This window comes from Pseudomonas sp. Tul2A7 (genome assembly GCF_054790505.1).
Genome location: NZ_CP186499.1, coordinates 4,957,063 through 4,972,617, shown reverse-complemented (window position 1 = coordinate 4,972,617; position 15,555 = coordinate 4,957,063). Strand labels below are relative to the sequence as shown.

Here is a 15,555-nt window from a genome sequence, read left to right as displayed (position 1 = left end):
TCCTTGCATAAAGCGGCTCAACGCGCCCGATGCGCGAGGCCGAAGGTGAACATCAGGGCCAGCACCAGCACCAGTCCCTTGACGAAATCCTGTGCGTAATACGGCGCGTTGAGCATGGTCAGACCGTTGAGCAGCGCCGCCACCAGCAGCGCACCGACCAGCGTGCCGAATGCGTTAGGCTTCTTCGCGCCAAGCACGGCGAAACCGATCAACGCCGCGCCGAGAGCATCCAGCACCAGGCCATTGCCCGAGCTGACGTCGCCACGACCCAGGCGCGCCGCCAGCAACAATCCGCCGAGCGATGCGAGCAACGCCGAGAGCACGTACGCCAATAATTTGAAGCGCTGCACCGGCGCACCGGCCAAGCGCGCCGCTTGCTCATTGCCGCCGATGGCATAGAACAAACGACCAATCCGCGTGCGTTCGAGAAACAGCCACACCGCTAAAGCGACCACGGTGGTAATCAGCACCGGGATCGGCACCACCTCCCACAACCGCCCGCGCCCCAGCGCCAGAAACGCGGCACTGAACGTACCTTCGGTTTCCTCACCGCTGGGCAAGGTCATACCGACTGCAATCGAGCGTCCGCCGGTAGGAGTCAGCTGCACGCCGATCACCAGAAACATGCTGCCCAGCGTCGCGAGAATATCCGGCACGCGCAACTTGACGATCAGCCAACCGTTGAGCAGGCCGACCAGCGCCCCGCCCGCCAGACTGATCAACACCGCCGGCACCGCACCCCAGCCGAGCACGACCATCACGTAACTGGCGATCATCAGGCTCATCGCCGCTACCGCGCCAATCGACAGATCGAGGCCGCCGACAGCCATGGTCAGCGTCACGCCCAGCGCCAGTAGCGCGACAATCGACACCGATTGCAGGATGCTGAACAGGTTGCCGACGCGCAGGAATACCGGCTCGGCCACACTGAAAAACACCACGATCAGCGCCAGCAGCCACAGCAGGCCGTAACGAATCAATACGTGTAGCAGACGTTCGGCGCGTGCCGGCTCGGTCGATAACAGTGAACTTGAATCAGGCACTCGCTCTGCTCCTTGGCGTGGCTTGAGGGGAATGTTCGGTGACGTCGCTACCGGCCAGTGCGGCGACCAGATCAGCACGATTGAGGCCGGCGCGCGGGTACTCGGCGACCACGGCGTGATCGCGCACCAGCAGGATGCGATCGGCAATTTCCAGGGCTTCATCGACGTCGGCGCAAATCACCAGCGTCGCCCGGCCCTTGGCGCTGTCGCGCAGCAGTTGGCCGATGTCGCGGCGGGCGCGCACGTCGACGCCTTGAAAGGGTTCATCGAGGATCAACACCCGCCCTTCGCCGAGCAGCCAGCGGCCGAGCACGACTTTCTGTTGATTGCCGCCGGACAGTGCGCTCATCGGCACATCGATACCGGCAGTCTTGATTCCCAGCGCTGCGACTTGCGTTTCGACCGCTGCTGCTTCAGCGCGGTTGCGGATGAAACCGCCGCGGGTAAAGCGTTCAAGAAACGGCAAAGTCAGGGTGCGACGCAAAGAGAAATCCGGCACCAACGATTGACTGGCGCGATCTTCGGCCGCGAAGAACACCCCGCTTTGAATGGCCTGACGTGGCGAGTCCGCACGCCAGTCCGCGCCATCCAGTTGCAAGCGGCCCGAGGACGCTTTACGCAGACCGAACAGCACCTCGGCGATTTCACTTTTGCCGGCGCCCAACAACCCGGTCAGCACCACCACTTCGTTTTCGTGCAGGGTCAGATCGAACGCGGCGGAGCGCGGCAGAATTTGCATGGCGTTGAGTTTCAACACTTCGCGTCCGGCCACGCGTGGCAGGTAAACATGCTCGGCCAGCGCCTGCCCGAGCATGGCACTCACCGCTTCCGGCAATTGCTGTGCCGCGAACTCGCCCGCGAACTGGCCATCGCGCAGAACGATGGCGCGATCTGCCACGCGTTGCAGGTCGGAGAGTCGATGGGAGATGTACAGAATCGCCACGCCGCGAGTGCGCAAGGTGTCGATCAATCCAAACAGCCGCTGCGCCTCGGCATCGGAAAGCGCCGCCGTCGGCTCATCCAGAATCAGCAGGCGCGGCTGCAAAGCCAAGGCTCGAGCGAGCACCACCAATTGCCGTTCGGCCTGACCGAGATGTTCGATTGGCTGCTCCAATGGCAAGGTCAAACCCAGCCCGGCAGCAATGCTCGCGGCGCGCTCCAGCAGGCGTTTACGATTGAGCCAGAAGTCAGCGTCCGGCTTGCACAGTTCATCGAGCAAGAGGTTTTCCGCGACGCTCAGACCGGGTGCGATACCCTCGTTGATATGCTGGTGTACCGCGACAATACCGAAGCGCCGCGCCGACAGCGGCGAACTGAAATGCCGTGGCGCGCCCTCCAGCCAGATCTCGCCAGCGTCGGCAGTCTGGCTGCCCGCGAGGATCTTCACCAGGGTCGACTTGCCCGCGCCATTGGCACCGAGCAGCGCCACCACTTCGGCGGGATAGATGTCCAGGCTGACCGCGTCCAGCGCCCGGCTCGCGCCAAATATTTTGCTCAACTCACGTACACGAATCAGTGGCTCGCGAACTATAGCGACCGGCACACTCATACAATTCCTTAGCGGCGATGCGCCAGCGAACGAACCAATCGATCACCCAGGCTTTGCACGCCTTGGACGAGGATCACCAACACCACCACCGTGGCAACCATCACTTCATTGTTGAACCGCTGATAGCCGTAACGAATCGCCAGATCACCGAGCCCGCCACCGCCGATCACCCCGGCCATCGAGGAAAAACCGATCAGCATCACCAGCGTCAGCGTGATGCCTGCGAGCAACGCCGGCAGCGCTTCGGGCAACAACACCTTGAAGATCACATGACCGATGTCGCCGCCCATGGCGAGGATCGCTTCGATGCGACCCTTGTCGACTTCGTCCAGAGCGTTTTCGACGATGCGTGCGAAGAACGGAAACGCACCGATGGTGATCGGCACCACGGCGGCGGTGCTGCCCAGCGTTGTGCCGACCACCAGCCGCGTCAGCGGGATCAGGGCAATCAGCATCACCACGAATGGCAGCGAACGGCCGAGGTTGACCACGCCACCCAGCACGGCATTCAAGCGTGGCATCGGCAGCAGTCCATCGCGTCGACTGATAAACAGCAGCACGCCCAGCGGCAAGCCGATCAGCAGCGTGAACAGCCCTGCGAGCAGGACCATGTACAGGGTTTCACCGGTGGCGTTGAACACCAGTTGCAGGATTTCATCCCAATTGACCGTGCGGTTCATGAGTGCGCCGCCCGTACGCCGTATTGTTTTAGAAAACTCAGGCCCGGCTCAGCGTGGCCCAGCGGCAAGCGGCAGGTCGGTCGCAGCGAAGCGCCGAGTTGCGATTGCGCATCGGCCAGCAGCCGTGGCACCGGCCCGGCTTCGACCAGACGTCCGTTGGCCATGAACGCAGCGTGATCGCAGATCGACTTGACCACCTCCAGTTCATGGGTGATCAGCACGATGGTCACGCCCAGTTGCCGATTGATATCGCGCAGCAATTGCAGGATCGATTCGGTGGTTTCCGGGTCGAGCGCACTGGTGGCCTCGTCCGAGAGCAAATACGCCGGCTCAGCGGCCAAAGCGCGGGCAATGCCGACGCGCTGTTTCTGCCCGCCGGACAACTGCGAGGGAAAGGCCTGCGCCTTGTCACTCAAACCGACCAGTTCGAGCAGTTCGCGAACCCGCACATGGCGCCACGGCTTGCCGACCTTGGCGATCTCCAGCGGCACCGCGATGTTGTCGAACACCGTGCGCGAATGCAGCAGGTTGAAGCCCTGGAAGATCATGCCGATGCGCTGGCGCTGCTGGCGCAGTTCGCTGACCGACAGTGTCGTCAGGTCAACGCCATCCAGCACAATGCGTCCGCTGTCCGGTCGTTCGAGCAGGTTGAGGCAACGCAGCAGCGTCGACTTGCCCGCCCCGCTACGCCCGAGAATCCCGTAGACCGCGCCGTCGGGAATGCTCAGCGAGACCTGATCGAGTGCCGGTTGCGCGGCCGAAGGATAAGTCTTGCTCAACTGCTCGACGGCGATCATGGCTTGCCGCCCGCCACCGGAATCACCGAACCGGCGAAGTTGTCGGTGATGTATTTGGCGACCTCGGGCGATGTCAGGTCCTTGGCCAGTTGCGCGATACGCGGGTCGTGCTCCAGATTCGGCGTGGTCACCAGAATGTTGGCGTAGGGATTGTGTTCAGCCTTCTCCAGGCCCAAGGCATCCTTGGCCGGTACCAGGCCGGCGTCCAGAGCGTAGTTGCCGTTGATCACGGCCAGATCGACGTCGTCCAGCGAGCGCGGAATCTGCGGCGATTCGATCTCGAGAATCTTCAGTTGTTTGGGGTTTTCAGCGATGTCTTTGGGCGTTGCCTGATCGGCCGCCGGATCGTTGAAGCCGGGTTTGAGTTTGATCAGGCCATTGTCCTGCAACAGGTACAGTGCGCGGCTCAGGTTGGTGACGTTGTTGGGCACGGCGACGGTGCCTTTTACCGGTACATCGGCGAAGCTTTTATGGCGATGCGAATAGATACCCAAGGGTTCGATATGTACCGTGGCGGCCACCGCGAGTTTTTCGCCGAGGGCCTTTTCCTGGGATTTCAGGTACGGCAGGTGCTGAAAGTAATTGGCGTCGACGTCACCGTGTACCAACAGCTCGTTGGAGTTCACGCCGTTGGGGATCTCGATGACTTTGAGATTGAGTTGCGGATCGATTTTCTGGATGTACGCCAGAATCTGCGCGTGGGGCACCGGGTCGGCAGCCACGCGCAGCGGCTCCAGCGCCTGCGCACCGAACGACGTCACCAACGCGCCGAGCACGGCCAGGGTCAAACCTGCTTTGTTGATCATGTGCGGAGTCCTTGAGCGAGTGATGAGTCAGGCGGATTTTCGAACGGGCGGTGGTGGCAGCAGCGCATCGGCGTAGAAGCGCTGCGCGACATCCGGATGCGAGCGCAAACGACCCTTGAGGTAGTTCCAGCCGACATCGCGAAACAACGGATTGAGCGGATCACTGGCCGGCCCGCGCGCCTCGCGCAACAGTGCGGTGGGCAGCGGATACAGCGGCACCACGGCATCCAGTTGCGCACCGAGGAAGAACGCGACAGACAGGCGTTCGCTACCCGCCGGTGGCGAAACCACTCGATGAACCGTGGCCCGCAGATAACCGTTGCTGGCCAGTTCGAGTAGTTCGCCGATGTTCACCAACAGGGTGTTCTCGCGCGGCAACGCGTCGATCCAGCGCCCCTCTTCGATTTCGACTTGCAGACCGGCCTGCTGGTCTTGCAGGAGGAAGCTGAGGAAACCGGAATCCTTGTGCGCGCCGACGCCTTGATGGCTTGACTCGCTGGATTGACCGGGATAGCGCATCAACTTGATGTGTTCGTTGGGTTTGTCGCCGTAGAGCTGATCAAACGCATCGGCGCGCAGCGACAACGCCTGAGCGAACGCACGCAGCAGGCGCAACGACATCCGCGTCATCGCCTCCTGCCATTCGAGCAGCAAAGGTTTCAGTTCCGGCAGTGCCGCCGGCCATTGGTTGGGGCCTTGCAGCCGCGCCCAGAAAGGGCTGTCCGCCGTCAATGGCAACGCCTCGCGCTCGGCGCCCAGATCGAACTGTTCACGCTGATCAGGCTGGCCACGGGTGATCTCCGAAGCGGCACGGTTGTAACCGCGAAAGTGCGGTGAATTGATCATGCCGACGGCGGTTTTTTCGCTGTCGGGCAAGGCGAAGAATTGCCGGGCGTGGGCCTGTACCTGCTTGAGCAACGCGCTGTCGATACCGTGGCCGGTCAGGTAAAAGAAGCCGACGTCGCGGGCGGCGTGGCGCAGGTCTTCAAGAAATTCGTAACGCTGTTGCGCTGTGCCTTCGAACTGCGACAGGTCCAGCGTCGGTAATGTGGAGATATCGAGGGTATGCGGCATGATTCACTCCCGTGTGAATCAAACCTGAAGAACCTGTGATCGATTCAGCGTGTGCCGTCATGGCAATCGGGGGTCTATCGGTTTGATGCGTTTTGATTCGTCGTTGCGACAAAACTAAACGATCTTAAAAATGCAGAGCCAATATCTTTTTCGCATTACCTTAGGCCTGATTACCCCTCACCCCAGCCCTCTCCCGGAGGGAGAGGGAGCCGACCGCGTTGTCTGGCGTTATGCGCCGACCTGAAAAACCGGGTTGGATTCGGTACAAAGCGTTCAGCTCGACGTAGCGCTCAAGATCACCTCGGTCAGTCCCCTCACCCCAGCCCTCTCCCAGAGGGAGAGGGAGCCGACCGAGGTGTCTATCGCGATACATCGACCCGAACGACCGAGTCGATTATGGATTCGGCACAAACTGTTCAGGTCGGCGTGATGCTTAACAACAACGCGGTCAGTCCCCTCTCCCTCTGGGAGAGGGTTAGGGTGAGGGAACCAGTCGACGCGGTATCAAGCGTCTTGCAATGCACGCGGCCGCTGACTGCGTTGTTCCGCACTGGCGTCCGGCGCCGATTGCAACTGGAAGTCGAACTTAAGCTCGGCATAGCGCCCCGACACCGCATCTTCACGGAACACCACCTCCCCGACCAACCCTTCACGGGTCGCGTAAGCGAAGTCATCCCACAGATATTGATCACCCGACAGATTGATCTGCGTCGTCAGGTGCCGATGCCCCGGTGCGCTGATGAAAAAATGCACATGGGCCGGGCGCTGACCATGGCGGCCGAGCTGGTTCAGGCATTCCTGGGTCGGCCCTTGCGGGTCGCAGCCATAGCCGGATGGCACGATACTGCGAGCGCGGTAACGGCCATCGGCGTCGGTAATGATGCGTCGACGCAGGTTGTACTCGGACTGGCTCGAGTCGAAAAACGAGTAGGTGCCCTTGGTGTTGGCGTGCCACAGATCAACGGTGGCACCGGCCAATGGTTGGCCGTGAAGATCGAATACCTGGCCTTCAAGGTGCATGACGGTGGCGACGCCCTCTTCGCTGCCGTCATCCATTCGGCATTCACCTTCGCACAGGGGCGCGCCGGCAACGTACAGCGGACCTTCGATGGTGCGTGGCGTGCCGCCGGTCAAGCCGATCTGTGCATCCTTGGCGTCCTGCAACAGATCGAGGAAGTGCTCGATGCCAAGGCCGGCGACCAGCAGTCCGGCTTCGGAACGCGCGCCCAAACGATTGAGATAATCGACCGCTTTCCAGAACTCGTCGTCGCTGATTTCGAGGTCTTCGATGATCTTGGCGCTGTCCTGCAAGATGCGCAGAACGATGGTTTTCAGCCGGGAGTTGCCGTCGTCGTTGGTAAAACCGGCGGCTTCTTTGAAGAACGTTTGCAGCTCGGCGGTGTGGGCAATTTTCACGGTCATGGTGGTTACCTCATCTTGTTGTTGTGTCGACGCAGTTTTTGAGTTCCTGCACCGTCCCTTGTAGGAGTGAGCCTGCTCGCGATAGCGGTCTGCCAGTTGCCATCGATGCTGAATGACACACCGCTATCGCGAGCAGGCTCACTCCTACAGGGACCAGGTTGGGTCAGCGGTCGTCGCTGTGGATCGACGACGGATGCCGGCACAGGCCATCAACCTCAATGTCCATGTAGGGAAACAACGGCAAGCGCATCAGCGTGTCGTGCAGGGCCTCAACACTCGGCACATCGAATACGCTGTAATTGGCGTAGTGCCCGGCGATGCGCCACAGGTGCCGCCAGACGCCTTCGCGTTGCAGCCGTTGCGCCAGTTCCTTTTCGTCCGACTTCAGCCGGGCGGCCAGCGACGGGTCCATCTCGACAGGCAATTTCACGGTCATTTTTACGTGGAACAACATGCTGGTTCTCCTGATTCAGTGGCGGCGAAAACGCGCCAGACGCTCTTCATCCAGCGTCAGGCCAAGGCCTGGAGTTCGCGGGATGTGCAGGTGGAAATCGCGGTACTGCGGCGTTGCAGTGACGATGTCTTCGGTCAGCAACAACGGCCCAAACAGCTCGGTGTCCCAGGTCAGTTGTTTGAGCGTGAGGAAGGCGTGCGCCGAGGCCAGCGTGCCGATGGAGCCTTCGAGCATGGTGCCGCCGTACAGCGCGATGCCGGCGGCCTCGGCGATCTGCGCGGTTCTGAGCACGGCACGCGGGCCACCGTTTTTGGCGATCTTCAGGGCGAATACACTGGCGGCGCCGTCGGCGGCGAGGCTGAAAGCATCCTCGACGCTTTCGATCGACTCGTCGGCCATGATCGGCGCCGGACTGCGCTGATTCAGGCGAATCTGCCCGGAACGGTTGACCCGTGAAATCGGTTGTTCAATCAGGTCGATGCCGTTGTCACCGAGCACCTGGCAGCCGCGAATCGCCTGGGATTCGTCCCAATACTGGTTAACGTCAACCCGCACACTGGCGCGCTCGCCCAAGGCTTTTTTGATCGCCACGACATGCTTGAGATCTCGCTCCAGCGGATTGGCGCCGATCTTCAATTTGAAGATGCGATGGCGACGCGCTTCAAGCATCTGCTCGGCTTCGGCGATATCGCGGGCGGTGTCGCCGCTGGCCAGGGTCCAGGCCACTTCGAGGCTGTCACGCACGCGGCCGCCGAGCAGTTCGCTGACCGGCAGACCGAGGCGCTTGCCTTGGGCGTCGAGCAATGCGCTTTCGATGCCGGACTTGGCGAAGGTATTGCCCTTGGCGATCTTGTCGAGCCGCTGCATCGCCGCGTTGATGTTGTTGGCGTCCATGCCCACTAACGCCGGCGCCAAGTGCGCGTCGATATTGGCCTTGATGCTTTCCGGGCTTTCATAACCGTAAGCGAGGCCACCGATGGTGGTCGCTTCACCGATGCCTTCAATGCCGTCGCTGCAACGCAGACGCAGGATCACCAGAGTCTGTTTTTGCATCGTGTGCATCGCCAGTTTGTGCGGGCGAATGGTCGGCAGATCGACGATGATCGTCGATACGCTTTCAATCAGAATTCTCTGCATGTCTGTGTCCCTTGAAAACGTGATCAACCGAGGTCGCCGCCGCCGACCGGCAAAGTCACGCCGGTGATGTACGAGGCGTCGTCAGAGGCGAGAAAGAGAATCGCGCCGACCTGTTCGTCGAGGCTGCCGTAGCGCTTCATCAGGCTGCTGTCGAGGGTTTGCGCGACGATTTCCTGATACCAGGCCTGCTCCTGCGCCGACTGTTCGCCGGCATTGCGCGGGATGCGCCGGGGCGGCGCTTCGGTGCCGCCCGGTGCAGTAGCGTTGACGCGAATGCCGCGCTCGGCGTTCTCGAACGCCAGGCACGCGGTCAGCGCATTGATGCCGCCCTTGGCCGCGCCGTACGGCACGCGATTGATGCTACGGGTGGCAATCGACGAGACATTGACGATGGCGCCGCGCCCTTGCTTGACCATGTACGGCAGCGCGGCGTGGCAGCACCACAGGGTCGGGAACAGCGAGCGGCGAACTTCGGCTTCAATCTGTTCGACTTCGTAATGCTCGAACGGCTTGGCCCAGATCGTGCCGCCGACGTTGTTGATCAGGATGTCGAGTCGGCCGAAGGTGTTGATGGCTTCGGCCATGACCCGTGCACAATCGGCGTATTGCTCAAGGTCGGCGGTCAACGCGAGAACGCCCTCGCCTTGCAGTTCGTGAACCAGTTCAGAGCGATCGACGGCGACGACTTGCGCACCTTCGTTCAGCAGGCGTTCGCAGACGCGGCGGCCGATACCCTGCGCCGCGCCGCTGACCAGCGCGATCTTGTTGGAGAATCTGTTGTTCATGACAACCTCGAAAGAAGGGTTTCAGGCAGCCGCTGCGGCGAATTTTTCGTAGTAGAAATTCGCGGGAGTGATGCCCTGCTCGCGGATGTATTGGCTGACGGCTTCAACCATCGGTGGCGGGCCACATAGGTAGACGTCGACGTCGCCCTCATTGAGATGGCGCGGCTCGATGTGTTGGGTGACGTAGCCCTTGAGCGGATGCGCACTCTGCGGATTGGCCACGCAGGCGCCGAAGCTGAAATTGGCGATCCGTGCGGCAAAGGACTCGAGACGATCTAGTTCCACCAGATCGAAATCGTTGGTCACGCCGTAGATCAAATGCACGGGATGATCGCTGCCCTGCTCGGCGATCTTTTCCAGCATCGCGGTGAACGGTGCCAGGCCGGTGCCGCCCGCCAACAACAGCAGCGGCCGTTTGATCTCGCGCAGGTAGAAACTGCCCAGCGGCCCGGCCAGCGTCATGCTGTCGCCGGCCTTGGCCAACCCGGTGAGGAAGGTGCTCATCAAGCCGCCAGGCACGTTGCGGATCAGAAAGCTGACCTCACCGTTCTTCTGCAACGAGCTGAAGGAATAGGCACGGGTCTGCTCACTGCCGGGCACTTGCAAATTGACGTACTGGCCCGGCAGAAACGCCAGCTTGCTCAGCGCCTCGCCCTTGATCGACAAGGCGATGGTGCTCTCGGACAACTGCCGCACATCGCTGATCGAGGCCTGGAAGTTCGCTTGTTCGGTCTTGCACACCTGCGAGCCTGCCGGCACTCGCACGACGCAATCGCTTTCAGCGCGCATCTGGCAGGTCAGCACATAACCTTGCGCGAGTTCGTCAGCACTCAAGGCATCTTCAATGAAGTTATCGCCCATGTCGTAACGCCCGGCCTCGGCGAAACATTTGCAGGTGCCGCAGGCGCCGTCGCGGCAGTCCAGCGGGATGTTGATGCCTTGGCGATACGCCGCATCGGCCACGGTTTCATGGTCGCCAGCCTCAATGAAACGGGTGACGCCGTCTTCAAAATTAAGCGCAATCTGGAAATTCATGGTGCACCTCGTCGTGTCGACTAGATGTGATAAATGTCGATGACCTGACGGACGTAATCGTTTTTCAGCACGACCTTCTTGGCCTTGATCAGCGGTTGTTCGCCGCGCAGATCGAGGGTGTAGAAACTGCTGCCGAAGTAACTGTCAGTGACCTGGTAGCGAAAGCTCAGGGTGTGCCAGTTGAAGCGCACCTGGCACTCGTCTGCGCTCTGCACGACGATTTCGATGTTGCTCAGGTTGTGCGAGGTGCGGGTGTCGGGGATGGTCGCGCTGGAGCGCTCGGTCTTGATCCGGAAGATGCGGTCTTCGAGGCCGCCACGGTTGCCGTACCAGATCAGCGAGATTTCGCTTTGCGGGTCTTCGGTGAGCGTGTCGTTGTCGTCCCAGGCCGGCATCCAGAAGGTCGCATCGGCGGCGTACAGTTCCAGCCATTGATCCCACTGGCCGTCATCGAGATAGCGCGCTTCGCGGAAGAGAAAATCGCGCACGGTGTCGTAGAGGTTGCTCATCACACAGCCTCCACGGGGATCAGATGTGGTTCGGTGGCAGCGGCCTTGAGCATGGTTTCCTGCCAGTACTTGTGTTGCAGCACGAACAGGCCTTCGTCTTCGGTGCGCATGCCGGAGAGCAGTGGTTTGAGGTCGATTTCTTCGGCTGCGGCATCGGCGCCTTCGACCCAGTGGGTGGCGCCACGGGACATGTCATTCCAGCCACGGCCAGCGCCATAACCGGTCTGGCACGAGCGGAACTCTTCGAGGTCATCCGGTGTGGCCATGCCGCTGACGTTGAAGAAATCTTCGTACTGCCGAATGCGTTTCGCGCGCGCCTCGGCGCTCTCGCCTTTGGGGGCGATGCAGTAAATGGTGATTTCAGTCTTGTCGACCGAGATCGGCCGGGCGATGCGGATCTGTGAGCTGAACTGATCCATCAGGTACACGTTGGGGTACAGGCACAGGTTGCGCGAGTTTTCGATCATCCAGTCGGCGCGGGCCTGGCCGAAATCACGGGCCAGTTCGTCGCGGCGCTCATAGGCGGGACGATCTTCAGGATTGGCCCAACGGGTCCAGAGCAGCAGATGGCCGTGATCGAACGAGTAGAAACCGCCGCCCTTCTTCGCCCAACTGCCGGCGCTCATGGTCTTGATCGCTTCGCCCGCTTCGCGCTGTTGACGCTGGTTCTGGGTGGCGGCGTAGTTCCAGTGCACCGAGCTGACGTGGTAGCCGTCAGCACCGTTTTCGGCGGTGAGTTTCCAGTTACCTTCGTAGATATACGAACTGGAGCCGCGCAACACTTCCAGGCCTTCTGGCGACTGATCGACGATCATATCGATGATCTTGGCGGATTCACCCAGATGTTCAGCAAGGGATTTCACATCGGCATTCAGGCTGCCGAACAGGAAGCCGCGATAGGACTCGAAACGCGCGACTTTGGTCAGGTCGTGAGAGCCTTCACAGTTGAAACCTTGCGGGTATCCAGCCTCGCTCGGGTCCTTGACCTTGAGCAGTTTGCCGCTGTTGTTGAACGTCCAGCCGTGAAACGGGCACGTGTAGCTGGAGCGATTGCCGGACTTGTGCCGACAGAGCATCGCACCACGATGGCTGCAGGCATTGAGAAACGCATTGAGCACACCGTCCTTGTTACGCGCGATGAATATCGGCTGGCGCCCCATGGTGGTGGTCAAAAAATCGTTGTTGTTGGGGAGCTGGCTTTCGTGGGCAAGGTAAATCCAGTTGCCTTCGAAGATGTGCGCCATCTCCAGTTCGAACAGCCGCGGATCGGTGAACATCTCCCGCTTGCAGCGGTAGGCGCCCTTCTCTTTGTCTTCTTCGAGCATGGCATTGAGGTAGTCGATTCCCAGGGACATGGCCGGGGCCTCCATTGTTATTGTTCAGGCCAGGTCAGGTTAGGGAGGCGATGCACGGGGCAATAGCCGAATCCTGCAGATCGCTATCCGTTTTGTGCAGGATGGCGCGGCAGATGATTCGGCATGTTTCGAAGGGAGTTATCAGTGGCGGCGTTTGAAGGTTTGCGATGGCAGTTCACCGAATTGCTGGCGATAGCTTTCGGAGAAACGGCCCAGGTGCAGGAAGCCGTAGTCCAATGCCAGTTCGGTGAGGTTGCGCACCGGGCAGCTTGAATCGCTGAGGCAGGCGTGGATACGTTCAAGCTTGCGCTGGCGAATGTATTGCATCGGCGTGATGCCGAGCTGGCGCTCGAACAAAGCGTACAGCGAGCGCGGGCTCATGCTCGCCTGCGCCGCCAGATGTTCGGCGGGCAGGTCCTGTTTCAGATTGCGCTCGATGTAATCGATGATGCGCTCGAAGCTGACGTTCGGCGCGCTCAGGCACTCACGGCTGACATTGGTGTTCATCAGCGAAATCAGTTTGCTGCCGATGATCTGCGCGTAATGCTCCTGCACCCGCAGCAACGGATCGCTGGCCTCGGCTTCCTGGCAGATCATCGCGAGCAGGTTGGTGAAGCCTTCCAGCTCTTCCAGCCGATAGTGATTGCGCAGGAAACGGATACCGCTGGAGGGGTGCTGCCAGCGCTGCTCGTCGCACACCGATTCGAGCACGCTGACCGGCACCTTGAGGATGAATTTCTCGCAGTCTTCCGAGTACGTCAGATCAACCGGATCATCCGGGTTGATCAACAGCAACTCGCCGGGCACCAGATGCTGTTCGTGCTTGTGCCCGCGCCACAGGCAATTGCCTTGCAAGAGCACTTGCAGGTGGTAAACGGTCTCCAGCGCCACTGAGGTCACGCGCACGCTGCCGCCATAGCTGATGCGGGCCAGATCGAGATCGGCGAGTTTGCGATGGTTGAGGCTGGCTTGCGGGTGGGCGGTTCTGGACAGGCCGATGAAGTGCTGGCCGACGTGCTGATTGACGTAGTCGGAGACGACATAAGGGTCAGCGTGACGGAACACGCTGCTGCGATCGCTCAGCAGATGGCTGTCCATGGGGCATTGCTCGTTGTTGTCGTTATTTTGGGATCACGGGGTTTCAGGCATCACGACTCACAGTACGCCGGAGTTTCAGGGTGGGCAATTGGACGAAGGTTTGGGTGCTCGATAATCGAACGTTTTTTTGCGGATTACAGAGTGGTTTGAACAATGCAAACATTTGCCGAAGAAAGGCCCTACACGCCAAAAAAACCGACACTGAAAAATCATACTTATGACAGCTTTAAAACCAAAAAAAGCCCGTTCCAGACGAAACTGAAACGGGCTTCTCCCACCTCAACGGCCGTTACTTCAGGTCGTCAAAGTGGTCTCGCAGGAACTCGTAAAAGCGAAAGGCTTTAAACAATCTCCATACAAGGCTCAGCGTACGCAGCAAAAGCTTCATACGTTTTGGCCTCCAGGGCTGGGGGCCAAACCTCCGGCAAGCTTACCGGATCATGCGTGCCTTCAGCCTGCACGTTAAAGCAGCTAGTGAGGCGGCCGGTTGAAATCCCTCCGAAACATCATTCCGGCACGGGTGCAAAACCGTGTCAAAGGGCATGAAACCGTTGAGTCACCAGCCTGGCCTCACCGCTGTTCGAACAAGTGAGCGCCCGCATCATAACCTTCATTCAAAGGCTTTCAGGAAAAGTAATTTTCTGTTTTGTTAAGCATTATTTCTGCCAGCTTTTTCTGGAAATGAAATAGCGCAAACAACCAGTTTCATACGAACTTTAACCTTGCAAGGGGGCACAAAGACTCCTACCATGAGCGAACGTTAAAGCAGCTAGTGAAGCAACAAACCTCAGCCGCAAACCGAGGTTTACAAAAGAACCGCCCCGCAAAGGCGGTTTTTTTTCGTCTGCCTTTTCACTTTACCCGACGATGAAAATCAGATCACAACCCCCCGCGCCCACGTCTGACTCACCAGATCCTTGCCAAAGCTGTGAATCGCTTCTTCCTCCACCAACTCAAACCCGGCCTGCTGATAAATCTTGCGTGCAGCCGTCAGGTTGCTGGTCGTCCACAGGGTCACTTTCCGGTAACCGATCTGCCGGGAAAAGCGCAGGCACTCCTCGACCAGACGGCTGCCAATGCCCAAGCCCCGCGCGCTGGCGTCGACGTAGAGCATGCGCAGTTTGGCGGTTGTTGCATCCTGGCGGACGATGAACACGGAGCCAATAACCTTGCCGTCCTTTTCCGCAATCCAGCAGCGCTCGCTTGTCGGGTCGTAATCACGCAGATATTTGGCGACCACCTCGGCCACCAGCGCCTCGAACTCCGAATTCCAACCGTATTCACGGGAATACAGGGCCGCTTGTTGTTGCATCACCGTGCCCATGTCGCCGGGCTGCGGATCGCGTAACACGTAGTTCGAATCCTTGTTGCCTTGCAGCAGTGTCTGGATCAGCGTCATGGCGCCGATCAGTTGTTTCTGCTGCGGTTCAGACAACCGCTCGAGCATGGCGACGATCTGTTCGCGGGAAGCCTTTTCCAGCGGGATCAGGATTTCACGGCCCAGGTCAGTAAGGTGTAATTGCGCAGCGCGAGCATCCGTGGGTGACGGCACTTTCTGGATCAGGCCGCGCTTCTCGAAACCGCTGATGATGCGGCTCATATAACCGGCGTCGAGGCCGAGCATCTGGCGCAGATCAGCGCTGGTCAGATCACCGCGCGAGGCCAGCTCATACAAAATGCGTAGCTCGGTCAGCGAGTAGTCGCTTTGCAGCAGATGCTCCTGCAGTACGCCGATCTGATGGGTGTAGAAGCGATTGAAGCCGCGCACGACGTCGGCTTGCTCGAGGAGATGGCTGCTGGACATGGCAAAC

General features: G+C 60.1%; 15 protein-coding genes. All 15 read right to left on the bottom strand.

Features of this window, described 5'->3' with window-relative positions; translation table 11 throughout:
• Nucleotides 1–17: 17 nt before the first annotated feature.
• Nucleotides 18–1,043, bottom strand: a complete 1,026-nt coding sequence (locus ACOYXJ_RS22190; RefSeq protein ID WP_460371430.1) for an ABC transporter permease — start codon at nt 1,041–1,043, stop codon at nt 18–20.
• Nucleotides 1,036–2,592 carry a sugar ABC transporter ATP-binding protein gene (locus tag ACOYXJ_RS22185; protein WP_460371428.1) on the bottom strand — a complete coding sequence of 519 codons (1,557 nt, stop codon included), beginning with the start codon at nt 2,590–2,592 and terminating at the stop codon, nt 1,036–1,038. Before ACOYXJ_RS22185 ends, ACOYXJ_RS22190 begins: the two co-directional genes overlap by 8 nt.
• 8 nt (nt 2,593–2,600) lie before the next feature.
• Entirely contained in the window at nt 2,601–3,272 is a 672-nt protein-coding gene (locus ACOYXJ_RS22180) for a methionine ABC transporter permease (protein WP_007950374.1), read from the bottom strand.
• Nucleotides 3,269–4,069, bottom strand: a complete 801-nt coding sequence (locus ACOYXJ_RS22175; RefSeq protein WP_460371425.1) for a methionine ABC transporter ATP-binding protein — start codon at nt 4,067–4,069, stop codon at nt 3,269–3,271. Before ACOYXJ_RS22175 ends, ACOYXJ_RS22180 begins: the two co-directional genes overlap by 4 nt.
• Nucleotides 4,066–4,875 (bottom strand): MetQ/NlpA family ABC transporter substrate-binding protein, encoded by an 810-nt coding sequence (locus ACOYXJ_RS22170; RefSeq protein ID WP_150795390.1) that lies wholly within the window; start codon nt 4,873–4,875, stop codon nt 4,066–4,068. Before ACOYXJ_RS22170 ends, ACOYXJ_RS22175 begins: the two co-directional genes overlap by 4 nt.
• 27 nt (nt 4,876–4,902) lie before the next feature.
• Nucleotides 4,903–5,949 carry an isopenicillin N synthase family dioxygenase gene (locus ACOYXJ_RS22165; RefSeq protein ID WP_460371423.1) on the bottom strand — a complete coding sequence of 349 codons (1,047 nt, stop codon included), beginning with the start codon at nt 5,947–5,949 and terminating at the stop codon, nt 4,903–4,905.
• Between the two features lie 504 nt (nt 5,950–6,453).
• A complete protein-coding gene (gene catA, locus ACOYXJ_RS22160; RefSeq protein WP_460371421.1) occupies nt 6,454–7,371 on the bottom strand; it encodes a catechol 1,2-dioxygenase in 918 nt (305 codons plus the stop codon).
• Between the two features lie 163 nt (nt 7,372–7,534).
• Complete coding sequence (catC, locus tag ACOYXJ_RS22155; RefSeq protein WP_460371419.1) at nt 7,535–7,825, bottom strand: muconolactone Delta-isomerase; 291 nt, start codon at nt 7,823–7,825, stop codon at nt 7,535–7,537.
• A gap of 15 nt (nt 7,826–7,840) precedes the next feature.
• Nucleotides 7,841–8,962 (bottom strand): muconate cycloisomerase family protein, encoded by a 1,122-nt coding sequence (locus ACOYXJ_RS22150; RefSeq protein WP_460371417.1) that lies wholly within the window; start codon nt 8,960–8,962, stop codon nt 7,841–7,843.
• Between the two features lie 23 nt (nt 8,963–8,985).
• On the bottom strand, nt 8,986–9,747 hold the full coding sequence (locus tag ACOYXJ_RS22145; RefSeq protein ID WP_460371415.1) for a 1,6-dihydroxycyclohexa-2,4-diene-1-carboxylate dehydrogenase: 762 nt from the start codon (nt 9,745–9,747) through the stop codon (nt 8,986–8,988).
• A gap of 21 nt (nt 9,748–9,768) precedes the next feature.
• Nucleotides 9,769–10,782, bottom strand: a complete 1,014-nt coding sequence (gene benC / locus ACOYXJ_RS22140) for a benzoate 1,2-dioxygenase electron transfer component BenC (RefSeq protein ID WP_460371413.1) — start codon at nt 10,780–10,782, stop codon at nt 9,769–9,771.
• 20 nt (nt 10,783–10,802) lie between these two features.
• The gene (gene benB, locus ACOYXJ_RS22135) at nt 10,803–11,291 is read right to left on the bottom strand and encodes a benzoate 1,2-dioxygenase small subunit (protein ID WP_460371411.1); all 489 of its coding nucleotides are present in this window, start codon (nt 11,289–11,291) and stop codon (nt 10,803–10,805) included.
• A complete protein-coding gene (gene benA, locus ACOYXJ_RS22130) occupies nt 11,291–12,646 on the bottom strand; it encodes a benzoate 1,2-dioxygenase large subunit (RefSeq protein WP_460371409.1) in 1,356 nt (451 codons plus the stop codon). The genes benB and benA overlap by 1 nt, the downstream gene beginning before the upstream one ends.
• Before the next feature lie 141 nt (nt 12,647–12,787).
• Nucleotides 12,788–13,744, bottom strand: a complete 957-nt coding sequence (locus ACOYXJ_RS22125) for a helix-turn-helix domain-containing protein (RefSeq protein WP_460371407.1) — start codon at nt 13,742–13,744, stop codon at nt 12,788–12,790.
• A gap of 874 nt (nt 13,745–14,618) precedes the next feature.
• Nucleotides 14,619–15,548 carry a bifunctional helix-turn-helix transcriptional regulator/GNAT family N-acetyltransferase gene (locus ACOYXJ_RS22120; protein ID WP_460371405.1) on the bottom strand — a complete coding sequence of 310 codons (930 nt, stop codon included), beginning with the start codon at nt 15,546–15,548 and terminating at the stop codon, nt 14,619–14,621.
• Nucleotides 15,549–15,555: the final 7 nt, after the last annotated feature.